The 12,915-nt window shown below is 60.5% G+C and carries 10 protein-coding genes; 7 read left to right on the top strand and 3 right to left on the bottom strand.

Annotation, left to right across the window (positions count from 1 at the left end):
* Positions 1-11: 11 nt before the first annotated feature.
* Entirely contained in the window at positions 12-2,345 is a 2,334-nt protein-coding gene (locus ACR0L4_RS17070; protein WP_480514316.1) for an aldehyde dehydrogenase family protein, read from the bottom strand.
* Positions 2,346-2,355: 10 nt separating this feature from the next.
* A complete protein-coding gene (deoC, locus tag ACR0L4_RS17075) occupies positions 2,356-3,354 on the bottom strand; it encodes a deoxyribose-phosphate aldolase (RefSeq protein WP_480514317.1) in 999 nt (332 codons plus the stop codon).
* Positions 3,355-3,556: 202 nt separating this feature from the next.
* Between deoC and ACR0L4_RS17080 the strand changes: the two genes are divergently transcribed.
* From ACR0L4_RS17080 to ACR0L4_RS17110, 7 genes are all read left to right on the top strand, one after another.
* Positions 3,557-4,510: a metal ABC transporter solute-binding protein, Zn/Mn family gene (locus tag ACR0L4_RS17080; RefSeq protein ID WP_480514318.1), complete on the top strand. Its 954-nt coding sequence runs from the start codon at positions 3,557-3,559 to the stop codon at positions 4,508-4,510.
* 3 nt (positions 4,511-4,513) lie between these two features.
* Positions 4,514-5,317 (top strand): metal ABC transporter ATP-binding protein, encoded by an 804-nt coding sequence (locus tag ACR0L4_RS17085; RefSeq protein ID WP_480514319.1) that lies wholly within the window; start codon positions 4,514-4,516, stop codon positions 5,315-5,317.
* A 3-nt stretch (positions 5,318-5,320) separates the two neighbouring features.
* Positions 5,321-6,526, top strand: a complete 1,206-nt coding sequence (locus ACR0L4_RS17090) for a metal ABC transporter permease (RefSeq protein ID WP_480514320.1) — start codon at positions 5,321-5,323, stop codon at positions 6,524-6,526.
* Positions 6,523-7,452: a metal ABC transporter permease gene (locus ACR0L4_RS17095; protein ID WP_170751454.1), complete on the top strand. Its 930-nt coding sequence runs from the start codon at positions 6,523-6,525 to the stop codon at positions 7,450-7,452. The genes ACR0L4_RS17090 and ACR0L4_RS17095 overlap by 4 nt, the downstream gene beginning before the upstream one ends.
* A gap of 283 nt (positions 7,453-7,735) precedes the next feature.
* The gene (gene mutL / locus ACR0L4_RS17100; RefSeq protein ID WP_480514321.1) at positions 7,736-9,595 is read left to right on the top strand and encodes a DNA mismatch repair endonuclease MutL; all 1,860 of its coding nucleotides are present in this window, start codon (positions 7,736-7,738) and stop codon (positions 9,593-9,595) included.
* Between the two features lie 57 nt (positions 9,596-9,652).
* Positions 9,653-10,882: a DNA recombination protein RmuC gene (locus ACR0L4_RS17105; RefSeq protein ID WP_480514371.1), complete on the top strand. Its 1,230-nt coding sequence runs from the start codon at positions 9,653-9,655 to the stop codon at positions 10,880-10,882.
* Positions 10,883-10,933: 51 nt separating this feature from the next.
* On the top strand, positions 10,934-12,244 hold the full coding sequence (locus ACR0L4_RS17110) for an adenylate/guanylate cyclase domain-containing protein (RefSeq protein WP_480514322.1): 1,311 nt from the start codon (positions 10,934-10,936) through the stop codon (positions 12,242-12,244).
* Positions 12,245-12,255: 11 nt separating this feature from the next.
* Here the strand turns inward: ACR0L4_RS17110 and ACR0L4_RS17115 are convergent, their stop codons facing one another.
* Positions 12,256-12,906, bottom strand: coding sequence for a ChrR family anti-sigma-E factor (locus tag ACR0L4_RS17115; protein WP_480514323.1), 651 nt, complete (start codon positions 12,904-12,906; stop codon positions 12,256-12,258).
* Positions 12,907-12,915: the final 9 nt, after the last annotated feature.

Raw genomic sequence — 12,915 nt, forward strand, 5'->3', positions numbered from 1 at the left:
TGGCGGGAGCCCTACTCGCCGTAGGGCACCCAGATGTTTTTGATTTCAGTGGCAGCCTGCAGGAAGCGGCGGGAATGGTCCACGCTCCAATCGGTTGCCGTCGCGTTATTGACCCAGCTTCGTTTCAGGTTCCCGGCTGATGCCTTTTCAATTTCGGCCGACAGGTCGGTGGACGAGAAGGACCAGACGGCATCGACGTTCAGATGCGAGGCCAGCGGTTTGGCCAGTTCCGCGTGGCTGCCGGTCAGGATGTTGACCACGCCTGCGGGCACGTCCGAGGTCTCCAGGATCTGGTAGAAATCCGTCGCCGCCAGCGGGTAGGGCTCTGACGCTGCCAGTACCACCCGGTTGCCCATCGCAATTGCGGGCGCCATGGCCGAGACCAGCCCCAGCAGCGGCGCCTCATCGGCGCAAAGCGCACCGATCACACCCACCGGTTCCTTCATCGCAATGGCCACGCCCCGGATCGGAACGCCATGGACCTGGCCGTCATATTTGTCGGCCCAGGCGGCAGCGGTGAACAGACGCTGGATTGCGGCCTCAACCTCTTTCGTGCCGTCCTTCTTGCCGGTCATGCCATCAATGCGCGCGGCGAATTCATCGGCGCGGGCCGAAAGGTTTTCGCCGATGTAATACAGGATTTGCGCCCGCAGATGGCCGGTGGTCTTGGACCACCCCTTGGCACCCGCCGCGGCCTCAACCGCGTTGCGCACATCTTTGCGGTTGGCCAGACCGACATGGCCCAGCAGGCCGGGCTTACCCCAGATCGGTTTCGAATAGCCGCTGTCAGGGCGCGCCTGCTTGCCACCCACATACATCTTGGCGGTGCGGTCGATCGGATCAACAGGGGCCCCTTCGCCCATGGTCGCGTCAATTTTCGCCAGCGGTTTGGCTTTGCCCTTGGGCTTGGTATAGGCGGTCAGACCCTCCCAGCCACCTTCGCGGCCAAAGCCGCTTTCGCGCACGCCGCCAAACCCGGCTGTGGCATCGAACAGGTTGGTGGCATTCACCCAGACCACACCCGCAACCAGCTTTGGCGCGATATCCAGCGCCAGATTCACGTTCTCGGTCCAGACCGTCGCGGCCAGCCCGTAACGGGTGTTGTTGGCCAGTTCCACTGCCTCTTCCGGGGTGCGGAAGGTCGAAGACACCAGAACCGGGCCAAAGATTTCTTCCTGCATCAGCGGATCGGAGGTTTCGAGGCCCGAGATCAGGGTCGGCGGATAGAAACAGCCGTTCTCAGGCAGATCGCAGGCCGCCTGATGCTTGTGACCGGCGGTGTTGCTGTCGACCATGCTTTTGATCGTCTGCAGCTGAACCGGGTCCACCACGGCACCCACATCGATGCATTTGTCCAGCGGATCACCGATCCGCAGCGTGTCCATCCGCGCGCGCAGCTTGTCGTGGAAGCGGTCGGCGATGCCTTCTTGAACCAACAGACGTGATCCCGCACAGCAGACCTGACCTTGATTGAACCAGATCGCGTCGACCAGCCCTTCGATGGCGGAATCGATATCGGCGTCGTCAAAGACGATGTAAGCGGACTTGCCGCCCAGCTCCAAAGTCAGCTCCTTGCCAGACCCGGCGGTCGCCTCGCGAATGCGGCGACCCACAGCGGTTGAGCCGGTAAAGGCGATCTTGTCCACGTCCGAGGCCACGATCATCTCACCCACCGCACCGTCGCCGGTGACGATATTGACCACGCCTTTCGGCAGCCCCGCCTGCGTGCAGATATCCGCAAACAGCAGCGCGGTTAGCGAGGTATATTCGGCCGGTTTCAGAACCACCGTATTGCCCATCGCCAGCGCCGGGGCCACCTTCCACGCCAGCATCAATAGCGGGAAGTTCCACGGGATGATCTGCCCGCAGACACCCAGTGCTTGCGCCTCCGGCAGCTCAGATTCCATCAGCTGAGCCATGCCCGCGTGGTAGTAAAAGTGGCGCTGCACCAGAGGGATGTCGATATCGCGCGCCTCGCGGATCGGTTTGCCGTTGTCCAGGCTCTCCAAAACCGCAAACAGGCGCGAATGTTTCTGCAGCAGCCGTGCAATGGCATAGAGGTAACGCGCCCGGCCTGCGCCGCCCAGCTTTTCCCATTTCGGTTGCGCCTTGCGGGCGGCGGATACGGCGGCGTCGACATCGGCCTGCTTGGCTTGGGTCAGCTTCGCCAGAACCTCACCCGTCGCCGGGTTGCGGCTGTCAAAGCCTTTGCCCGGTTTGGTGAAGGCGCCGTCGATAAACTGCCCGAACTTGTCGCCCTGATCGACCAGCCAGGCCAATGCCTCGGCTGAACTTTCGGGGGCAGGGCCGTAATCCATGGTCTCGAAAATCTCTTTGACTGTCATTGTTTTTTCCTCAGCCCATGGAGTGGCGGTAACCAGCGGAATACGCGCCGGTGACATAATGTTCCAACTGCCGTTCGATATCGCCCAGCAACGACGAGGCGCCAAAGCGGAACAGGTCGGGTTGCAGCCAGCGATCGCCCAGCTCGTCCTTGATCAGCGACAGATAGACCAGCGCGTCCTTGGCCTTGGAAATCCCGCCCGCAGGTTTGTAACCCACCCGGTACCCGGTGCGGTCAAAATAGTCGCGGATTGCGCGGATCATCACCAGCGACACGGGCAGGGTGGCGTTGACGCTTTCCTTGCCGGTCGAGGTCTTGATGAAATCCGCCCCTGCCATCATGCAGACCAGCGAGGCGCGCGCGACGTTGCGCAGGCTGCCCAGCTCTCCGGTGGCAAGGATGGCTTTGACATGGGCATCGCCACAGGCCAGACGGAAGGCCTTCATCTCATCATACAGCGCCTGCCAGTCGCCCGACAGCACATGACGCCGCGAGATCACGATGTCGATTTCCTCGGCCCCGGCTTTGACGCTTTCCTCGATCTCGGCCACGCGCAGGTGGAAGGGGGACAGGCCCGCCGGAAAGCCGGTGGACACGGCGGCCACGGGAATGCCGGTGCCTTTCAGCGCATCCACGGCGGTCTCGATCATGTCGTGATAGACACAGACCGCCCCGGTGGTGATCGGCGGCATGTCCATGGCCTGTAGGGTCGCTGACGCCACCGGTTGCCGCGCCTTGGCGCACAGGCGACGCACCCGCCCTACTGTATCGTCACCCGACAGGGTGGTCAGGTCGATCATCGTGACCGCCTTCAGCAGCCACGCCGCCTGATAGTCCTTTTTCACCGAACGCCGACCCGGCAGGGTGGCGGCACGGCGCTCAACAGCCGAGGTGTTGACCTGCACGGTCCGCACCCAGTCCAGATCAAGCTCCATTCCGGGGTTCCGGGGCTCGGTCACTTGCGGCAGATGCGCGGTGCGCACGGGGCTTTCTGAGCTCTGCGTTTCCATCTTCACATCCTTTGGGAGGTTTGCGCCAAATTCGCACGAGCAGCGACCAAATGGAAGGCACCAGAACCGCATAGCGCTAAAATATTTGACCATTTGGACAAATAACCCAGAATTTGTTGCGATTAATTCTCAATAGCATTGACTTAGTTGCGAATGGTTCTCATATTCAATCTCAACAGAAGGCATAGTCTGAGGATTGACCATGATTCGTCGCCGTTTTCTTGCTGCATTGGCCGTTGCCGTGTCGTTGCCACTTGCAGCATGGGCCGAGGCGCCCTTGAAAGTGGTTGCCACAACCGGCATGATCGCAGATGCGGTCCGTCAGGTGGGCGGAGATCAGGTCGAGGTGAAAGGTCTGATGGGGCCGGGTGTTGACCCGCACGCCTATCGCCAGACCCGCACTGACATTGTGGCAATGACCCGCGCGGATCTAGTGCTGTGGCATGGGCTCTATCTTGAGGCGCAGATGGAAGGGTTCTTCGAAGACCTGGGCCGCAAGCAAACCGTGGTTGCCGTCGCCGAAAGCGTCGATACGTCCAAGCTGCGCGCCCATGACGATTATGCCGATAAATACGACCCGCATATCTGGATGAGCCCGGCCCTGTGGGGCGAGGTCGTAACAGAAATTCAGACCGTTCTGACGAAAGCGCGGCCTGAGGCCAGGGATATCTTTGCTGAAAACGCGCAGGCGCATCTGGCCGAGTTGGACGCATTGGCGGCGTATGCAGAACAGGCTTTGACCGCGGTACCGGAACAAAGCCGCGTTTTGCTAACCGCCCATGACGCCTTTGGCTATTTCGGCGCGGCCTATGGCTATGAGGTGATGGGTGTTCAAGGTATCTCGACCCAATCCGAAGCAGGTCTCAACCGGATCGGAGAGCTGGTGGATACACTGGTTGATCGCCAGTTGACGGCTGTGTTTGTCGAAAGCTCGGTTTCGGACCGCTCGATGCGCGCGCTGATCGAAGGCGCGGCCGCCAAGGGCCACGAGGTCACGGTCGGCGGTGAGCTGTATTCCGATGCGATGGGCGAGCCCGGCACATATGAGGGCACCTATGTCGGGATGTTGGATCACAATATCACCGTTATTGCCGGCGCTTTGGGTGCAAATGTGCCCGATCGTGGTTTGAACGGCAAACTCTCGGCGGGGTTCTAAGACATGTTGGAACTGGCAGCTGTTCAGGGCGTCTCGGTCGAAGAGCAAGGGGTTGAGATAAGCCCGCTGGCGGTTCGGGGTTTGACGGTCTCCTACGGCCAGAAGCCTGCCGTATTTTCGGTTGATATGACCGTTCAGCCCGGTGCCATGACGGCTATTATCGGTCCGAACGGGGCCGGGAAGTCGACCTTGCTGAAGGCCGCGCTTGGCATTGTGACGCCGCTTTCAGGTCGGGTGACGGTGTTTGGTCAACCGCTGGAGGCGCAGCGCGCTCGGATTGCCTATGTACCGCAGCGGGCCAGTGTGGATTGGGACTTTCCAACCCGTGTGATTGATGTGGTCCTGATGGGTCTGTCACGTCAGCTCGGGCTTCTGGGTCGCGTGCGTGCCCGCCACAAGGCTGCGGCGATGGACAGTCTGAACCGTGTCGGAATGCGCGATTTTGCTGATCGGCAGATCGGCCAGCTTTCGGGTGGGCAACAGCAACGTGTATTTCTGGCCCGCGCATTGGCGCAGGATGCCGATCTTTACCTGTTGGATGAGCCCTTCGCTGGAGTTGATGCAGCGACTGAAAAAGCCATCATCGCCGTGCTGAAATCGCTGAAAGAGGCGGGCAAGACCGTGGTTGTTGTGCATCACGATCTGGCGACTGTCGCGGACTATTTCGATCATGTCTTTCTGATCAACACCCGAAAGGTCGCGGAAGGCCCGGTGCCCGAGGCCTTCACCGCTGAAACCCTCCAATCTGCCTACGGAGGCCGTCTGGCCACCGCGCAAATCGATCAGATTTCGCGCGCAGTGGGGTAGGCTATGCTCTGGGACGCTCTGAGCTTGCAGCTTGGCTACAACGCCACGCTGGTCGCCATTGGTGCGACATTGCTTGGGGTCTCGGCAGGTGTCACCGGGACGTTCCTGTTTCTGCGCAAACGCGCGCTTGTCAGCGATGCGATCAGCCATGCGACCCTGCCAGGTGTGTGCCTTGCGTTTATGCTGCTGGTCGCGACAGGCGGTGACGGGCGCAATCTGCTGGGCCTGCTGGCCGGATCGGCGGTTTCCGCCTGGGTCGGTCTTTTGTGCATGAACTGGCTGACACGCAACACCCGTCTGGCCGAAGATGCCGCGATCGGCGCCGTCCTGTCGGTGTTCTTCGGCTTTGGTATTGTGTTGTTGACGGTCATACAGACGATGGGCGTTGGCCGTCAGGCGGGGCTCGAGGGGTTCTTGCTGGGCTCCACCGCCGGGATGCTTTGGGCGGACGCATTGATCATTGCGGTTGGTGGGGCAGCGACTCTGCTGCTGGTGATGATTCTGCGCCGTCCGATGACACTTGTGGCGTTTGATCCGGACTATGCGGCGGCCCGAGGCTTGCCAGTGCATCGGATCGACCTTGCGATGATGGGCCTTGTGATGGCCGTCACCGTTGTTGGCCTTAAGATCGTTGGCCTGATCCTGATTGTTGCCCTGTTGATCATCCCACCGGTCACCGCACGTTTCTGGTCTGAACGGTCGGATCGCGTGGTAATCCTGGCCGGCGTGGTCGGAGGTATGGCGGGCTATATCGGTGCCGCCCTCTCGGCCACTGCCCCGAACCTGCCGACCGGGCCGATCATCGTTCTTGTCAGTTTTGCCTTCTTTGTCCTGTCTCTGTTTCTTGCGCCGGTTCGGGGTGTGCTGGCCGCCGTGATGCGCCATTTGCGGTTTCAGCGCCGAGTTCATATCCGGCAGGGATTGCTGGCTTTGGCGCAGGGGCAACAAATCTATGAACCGCTGACCCTGCGCCTGCTGCGCCGCGCCGAACTGGTGCGTGCCGACGGTGTGGTGACCGAGGCCGGAAAGGCCCGTGCCGCCAAGGCTCTGCGAGACGAAAAGCGTTGGGAAATTGTGCGCGCAGATCAGGCGCATGAGGCGACGGCGGCGCTTTATGACGGGTTACGTGATATCGAAACCGTCCTGACCCAAGACCAGATCAACGAGATTGACCGCCAGATTGGTGGCCCGCAAGAGGTTCCGGCATGAGCGGTGAGGAATTTGTCCCCCTGTCCTTGACGCCTTTGCTGATCGGCACATGCGCAGCGATTGCCTGCGCATTGCCCGGCAATTTCCTTGTCCTGCGCAAACAGGCCTTGATCGGGGATGCAATCAGCCATGTGGTGCTGCCCGGTATCGTCGTGGCCTTTCTGGTGACCGGAGCGATCTCGACCTGGCCGATGATGCTGGGCGCGGCAGGCGCGGCCATTGTCGCCGTCATCGCGATCGAGACGATCCGCAGGTTGGGCCAGATCGAACCGGGTGCGGCCATGGGCGTGGTCTTCACCACCATGTTTGCGGCGGGCGTGCTGTTGTTGGAGCAGACGGACACATCGACAGTGCATCTGGATGTTGAACACGCGCTGTATGGCAATCTGGAAAGCCTGATCTGGCTGGACGCCACCGGCTGGTCCTCGCTTTGGGATATCGGGGCCTTGGCCGGGCTGCCGCCCGAATTGCCACGGATTGCGGTGACCTTGCTTGGCGTGACGCTGTTCACCTGGCTGTTCTGGCGGCCCTTAAAGATATCGACCTTTGATGAAGGGTTCGCGCGAACAATGGGTATACGTACCGGTGCGTTGGGACTGGCCTTGGTGATCGTTGCCGCAATTGCCGCTGTGGCTGCTTTCGATGCAGTCGGTTCGATCATTGTGATTGCCATGTTCATCTGTCCTCCGGCGTCGGCCCGCATGATGACCAACCGGTTGGAAACCCAGATCGCGTGGAGCGTGGCCTTTGCCACAATCTCGGCGGTTTCGGGCTATGTGTTTGCAGGCTATGGCCCGCTTTGGCTGGGCGCAGCGGACGCGGTCAGCGCAGCCGGCATGATTGCCACGATGTCCGGGCTGATTCTGGCCGTGACTGCGGTATTTGGCCCGTGTCGTACCCGTGTCGGAGCGCGCATCTCTGCCTAAAGTGGCGTTTTCCTGCCGCCCGTGTCGGCGGGTCATCGGCTGAACTCTGCTCAGAGCGATAAAACTATAGTCTTAATGAGCAATTTAGAAAATCTCGTGCTACGCCGAACCTATTATTGGCTGACGGCCTACCACTCACTTTGGTCTGTCCGGGCAATTGTTGAACTGGCGACCCCCGCTGGTCTTGTGACAATTGCCCGGACACCCCTAGATAAAAATTCAGGGATGAACTGCCGGTCAAATCGGTGGCAGAATCGCGGGCGAGTATGCTAGGTATGGTGGTATGGCACACGCAGACCCCAATATCAGCGAAAACCGCCCAGTCATTCGGCAACTCGACGATGCAGCAATCAACCGGATTGCGGCGGGTGAGGTCGTGGAACGCCCGGCCTCGGCGGTAAAGGAACTGGTCGAGAACGCGATTGATGCCGAGGCCACGCGCATTGGCATCGATTTTGCCGATGGAGGCAAGACCTTGATCCGGGTCACGGATGACGGTTGTGGTATTGCTGCCGAGGATTTGCCGCTGGCCCTGTCACGCCACGCGACGTCCAAGATCGACGGGTCGGATCTGCTGAATATCCACACGTTCGGGTTCCGCGGTGAGGCGCTGCCGTCTTTGGCCGCAGTGGGGCGTTTGACCATCACCAGCCGCGTTTCGGGTGCAGATGCGGCGCAGATTCATGTCGCGGGCAGCAAGATGGAAGCAGTGAAACCCGCTGCCTTGCGCGTAGGAACGGTGGTCGAACTGCGTGACCTGTTCTTTGCCACACCCGCCCGCTTGAAATTCATGCGCACGGATCGCGCCGAAGCTCAGGCAATCACCGACACCGTAAAACGACTGGCGATGGCTGAACCGGCGGTGACGTTTACACTGCGCGATGTCTCGGGCGGGGGTGATGGCCGCGTGACCTTCCGTGCTGACCGGGAAAACGGCGACCTGTTTGATGCCCTGCACGCCCGGCTGGCTCGCGTCATAGGCCGCGAATTTGCCGAAAACGCGTTGCAGATCGACGCCACGCGTGAGGGTATTCGCCTTTATGGCTATGCCGCCCTGCCGACCTATTCCCGTGGCGCGGCGGTGGCGCAGTATTTGTTCGTTAATGGCCGACCCGTGCGTGACAAGATGTTGACTGGTGCCTTGCGGGCCGCCTATTTCGACTTTCTCAGTCGGGATCGCCATCCTGCGGCGGCCTTGTTCATTGATTGTGATCCCACACTGGTTGATGTGAATGTCCACCCGGCCAAATCCGAGGTCCGGTTTCGTGACCCCGGCGTTACGCGGGGGCTGATTGTCTCAAGCCTGCGCCACGCTTTGGCCGAGGCGGGACACCGCGCGTCTTCGACCATAGCAAATGCAACCTTGGGGGCGATGCGCCCGGAACCGGCACAGCCCGCGCCCGCAAGGGTGTATCAGATGGATCGGCCTTCACCTGCGGCGCGTCAGGCCGCCTATCGGGCCCAATCCCCGGGCTTTGCCGAATTGGCCAATGACTACAGCGGCAGCATCGTGGACCCAACGCCTGTTGCCATTCCGATGGCTGAAGACCCTTTGGCACAGGACTTGCCACTGGGGGCTGCGCGGGGCCAGGTCCACGAGAACTACATCATAGCCCAGACCGCCGATGGCATGGTGATCGTCGACCAGCACGCGGCACATGAACGGCTGGTTTATGAACAGCTCAAGGCCCAGATGGCCGAGAAGGGCGTCGCGGCACAGGCGTTGCTGATCCCGGAAATCGTGGAATTGTCCGAGGGCGACTGCGCGCGCCTGATGGCTGTGGCTGGTGATCTGTCGCGACTTGGACTGATTCTTGAACCATTTGGCGGCAGTGCAATTGCCATTCGCGAAACCCCGGCCATTCTGGGTGAGGTCGATGCCCGTGCGATGATCCTGGACATCCTTGACGAACTGGCGGATCAGGGCGAAAGCCAGATGGTACAAGCCAAGATCGAAGCAATCCTCAGTCGCGTGGCCTGTCATGGTTCGGTCCGCTCGGGCCGTCGGATGCGGGCTGAAGAGATGAACGCCCTGCTGCGCGAGATGGAGGCAACACCCCATTCCGGCCAATGCAACCACGGACGCCCGACCTATGTGGAACTGAAACTCAGCGATATTGAGCGGCTGTTCGGGCGCAGTTGATCCAGCGGCTCGAAGTCGTTAAGAAGATAGAAACAAAACGAGAACAAATTGAATCACATGATTGAGATTGCAGGCATCCAGATCGCAGTGAATGACCCGGTTTTCTTGACGGTCGGCGGGGTTGTTGCGTTAATCCTGCTCATGTTGTTTCTGTCGCTGCGCGCGGCCAACCGTTCGGCCCGGATGGCAGAGCCCCTGTCCCGGCAGATGGCCCATCTTGGGCAACATGTTCAGCAGCTTGGACAGGGACAAGAGCAATTGCGGGGTGGGTTACAGCATGTCTCGGATACGCAGGCCAATGCGCAGGTGCAGGTGATCCAGACGGTCGAGGCGCGCTTGTCTTCGGTCCAGCAGCAGATGAATGACCGGCTGGCCGACAACGCGATGAAATCGGCGCGGGCACTGGCCGAGATGCAGGAACGGATGAAGGAATCGCTGCACGGGTCATCGAAACAGACCGCGACGTCCCTGACCCAATTGCAGGAACGACTGGCGGCTATCGACAGGGCGCAGGACAACATCACCAAACTGTCGGGCGATGTGTTGTCCTTGCAGGATATCCTGTCGAACAAACAGACCCGTGGCGCATTTGGCGAGATCCAACTGAATGACATCGTGTCCAAGGCACTTCCCTCTGGCAGTTTCCAACTGCAGGTGACACTGTCAAACGGGCGGCGGGCGGACTGTCTGATCCATTTGCCGAACCCGCCCGGCCCCATTGTGATTGACAGCAAGTTCCCTTTGGAGGCGTACGAGGCGCTGATCGCTTCGACCAATGATGCGGAGCTGAAAGCGGCGCTGCAGATGTTTCGCAGCACGGTACGCAAACATATCAATGACATTGCCGAGAAATACATTCTGGACGGCGAAACCGCAGACGGCGCGCTGATGTTTCTGCCGTCCGAGGCGGTCTATGCCGAGTTGCATGCCAAGTTCCCCGAACTGGTGCAGGAGAGTTTCAGCAAACGCGTCTGGATCGTTTCGCCCACTACCTGCATGGCGACTTTGAACACGATGCGCGCGATCCTGAAAGACGCCCGGATGCGCGAACAGGCCGGGGCGATCCGTAAGGAACTTGGCGCGCTGCACAAGGATGTGGAACGTCTGGGGGATCGCGTGACCAACCTGGATCGCCATTTCGGACAGGCGGCCAAAGATATCTCTGAAATCAAGATCAGTGCGGACAAAGCTGGTCGTCGCGCACAGCGGCTGGACAATTTCGACTTTGAGGAGTTGGCCCCGGACGAGTCGCAAGACGTTGTTCCGCTGGCGCGACACGAAGGCTGATCTGTGCGCTCTGATCAGCGCAGCAGGTTCATGAAGCGTGGTGGTCGCAACATGGCAAGAAACAGTCCGCTGCCACAGATAACCCAACTGGTTGGCAAGGCCGAACAGGACGCTGAACGTATTGTCGGGTTGCTGCGAATGCTGGTGGCCTTTGGGTTGGGCGCTTTCTTTCTGGTGACGGTGCAACCGGTTCACAACACGGGTCACGCCGTGCTGGAGCGGCAGTGGACTTTTGCCCTGGGCACCATGTTCGCCTATTTTGCACTGGGTCTTGTCACGTGGGCAGCGGCACGCAGACAGCGCTTTTCCGGGTGGATGGCGTGGCCGGTTTCCGCTGCGGATGCTGTGTTTCTGGTGGTAAATGTCTGGGTCGGCATGCGGAATGTCGGCCTTTCAGGGGATGCACTCTTTGTCTTGCCGGCTGTGTGGTTGGTTCCTGTCGTACTGGCCTTTGGCGTTTTGCGGGGCAATCCAAAAGTCATGGCCATGCAGGTCGCAGTGCTTGTTTTGGGGCTGTTGGTCTTGGTGGGCTTGGATGCGGGTTCGACACGTGGGCAAAACACGAACCCGATCTGGCTGTTCCTGTCGCCGCCGCCGAACCTGATCCGCCTGTTCATGATTGCGCTGGCGGGTGTCGTGATGATCGTTGCAGCCCGTCGTGTGCGTGCACTTCTGTTTGTATCCGTAACCGAAGCGCAGCGCCGCGCAAACCTGACCCGATACCTTCCGGCTCAGGTGGTGGATGACCTGGGTGAAAGCGGCCTGTCGGCCCTGAAAGAGGGGCGGCGTCAGCTGGCCGGGCTGATCTTCATAGACCTGCGCGGTTTCACAAGCTTGTCTCAGCAGCTGCCGCCCGAGCAGGTGTCGGAACTTATCGCCTCCTATCGCAGCCGCGTGTCCAAAGTGGTTCGGCAGGAAAACGGCATCATCGACAAATTCATCGGCGATGCAGTGATGATCGTCTTCGAGGGCGCGCGCGCAGCCGAGCGCTGCTTGCGATGTGGGTTGGGACTGTGGAGCGAGATGCGCGACTGGAGCGCAGAGCGCAGCCAGTCAGACCTGCCCACGCTGGACACCGGGATCGGCCTGCATTGGGGCGAGGTCTTTATTGGTGTGATCGGCGACCAGGATCGTTTGGAGTATTCGGTGTTTGGCGACACCGTGAATATCGCGGCCCGGCTGGAAAGCCTGACGCGTTCAAAGGATATGGACCTTATCCTGTCCGCCGCGTTGATCGAGGCAGCAGGCCCGCCGGGTCCGGAAACCAACCTGACTTCCATGTCCCCGATCGAAGTTCGGGGCCGTATCGGCACATTGGATGTATTTGGAATACCCCGACAAGGCCACGCGGACGATGCCTAGGCAACCTGCGGTCAAATGCGCAGGAAAGGCTGGAACAGCCGGGGCATCAGCTTGTTGAACCTGAGCGGCGCATCCGTGACCGCCAAACAAATGCAGTCCGCTGACATGTCAGCGATTGGCGTGTGTTCCAAATCTTCGTCTGCAATCTCAACGTCTCCGCGCGCAAAGCGATCCACTTCGTCCGAGAACGCGCCTTGCAGAACCATGGTCAATTCGATGCCATTGTGACCATGGTCGGGAACGGCGACGCCCGCAGGAATGAACAGCAGCCGGGCGGACGCTTCTTTGGTGGTGGGCAGAATCGCCTGCTTCACACCCATGCCGATCGGTTTCCACTGGATATCGTCCACGGTTCCGCCAACGTAATCCTGCAAGGGGGTCGGCAGGACGGCGCAGCCCGGGCGAGCGGGCTTGGGGGTCGGTGCGCCTTGGGCAATCAAAGCCATTGTGGCAGCAAGTGACGCGTCGCTCATGCTGATCGCGTCAGGCTGTTCTTCCAGAACATGACCACCGACGGCCTCAAAGCTCTCGGCCCGTGCGCGGCAATGGTCGCACAGGGACAGGTGGGTCGCGACCATCAGGTCAAACGCCTCGGGCAGAGTGCCTGCGGCATAGGCCATCAGCAGCTCGTCCGTCAGGTGATGTTTAATCGACTGGCTCATCTTGCTCAT

Source organism: Ruegeria sp. AB5 (assembly GCF_056542645.1).

Coding starts and splice junctions, on each gene's coding strand:
- ACR0L4_RS17090 (WP_480514320.1), top strand. CDS start 5,321: ATGCTCTGGGACGCTCTGAGCTTGCAGCTTGGCTACAACGCCACGCTG.
- deoC (WP_480514317.1), bottom strand. CDS start 3,354: ATGGAAACGCAGAGCTCAGAAAGCCCCGTGCGCACCGCGCATCTGCCG.
- ACR0L4_RS17115 (WP_480514323.1), bottom strand. CDS start 12,906: ATGAGCCAGTCGATTAAACATCACCTGACGGACGAGCTGCTGATGGCC.
- ACR0L4_RS17095 (WP_170751454.1), top strand. CDS start 6,523: ATGAGCGGTGAGGAATTTGTCCCCCTGTCCTTGACGCCTTTGCTGATC.
- ACR0L4_RS17110 (WP_480514322.1), top strand. CDS start 10,934: ATGGCAAGAAACAGTCCGCTGCCACAGATAACCCAACTGGTTGGCAAG.
- ACR0L4_RS17085 (WP_480514319.1), top strand. CDS start 4,514: ATGTTGGAACTGGCAGCTGTTCAGGGCGTCTCGGTCGAAGAGCAAGGG.
- mutL (WP_480514321.1), top strand. CDS start 7,736: ATGGCACACGCAGACCCCAATATCAGCGAAAACCGCCCAGTCATTCGG.
- ACR0L4_RS17105 (WP_480514371.1), top strand. CDS start 9,653: ATGATTGAGATTGCAGGCATCCAGATCGCAGTGAATGACCCGGTTTTC.
- ACR0L4_RS17080 (WP_480514318.1), top strand. CDS start 3,557: ATGATTCGTCGCCGTTTTCTTGCTGCATTGGCCGTTGCCGTGTCGTTG.
- ACR0L4_RS17070 (WP_480514316.1), bottom strand. CDS start 2,345: ATGACAGTCAAAGAGATTTTCGAGACCATGGATTACGGCCCTGCCCCC.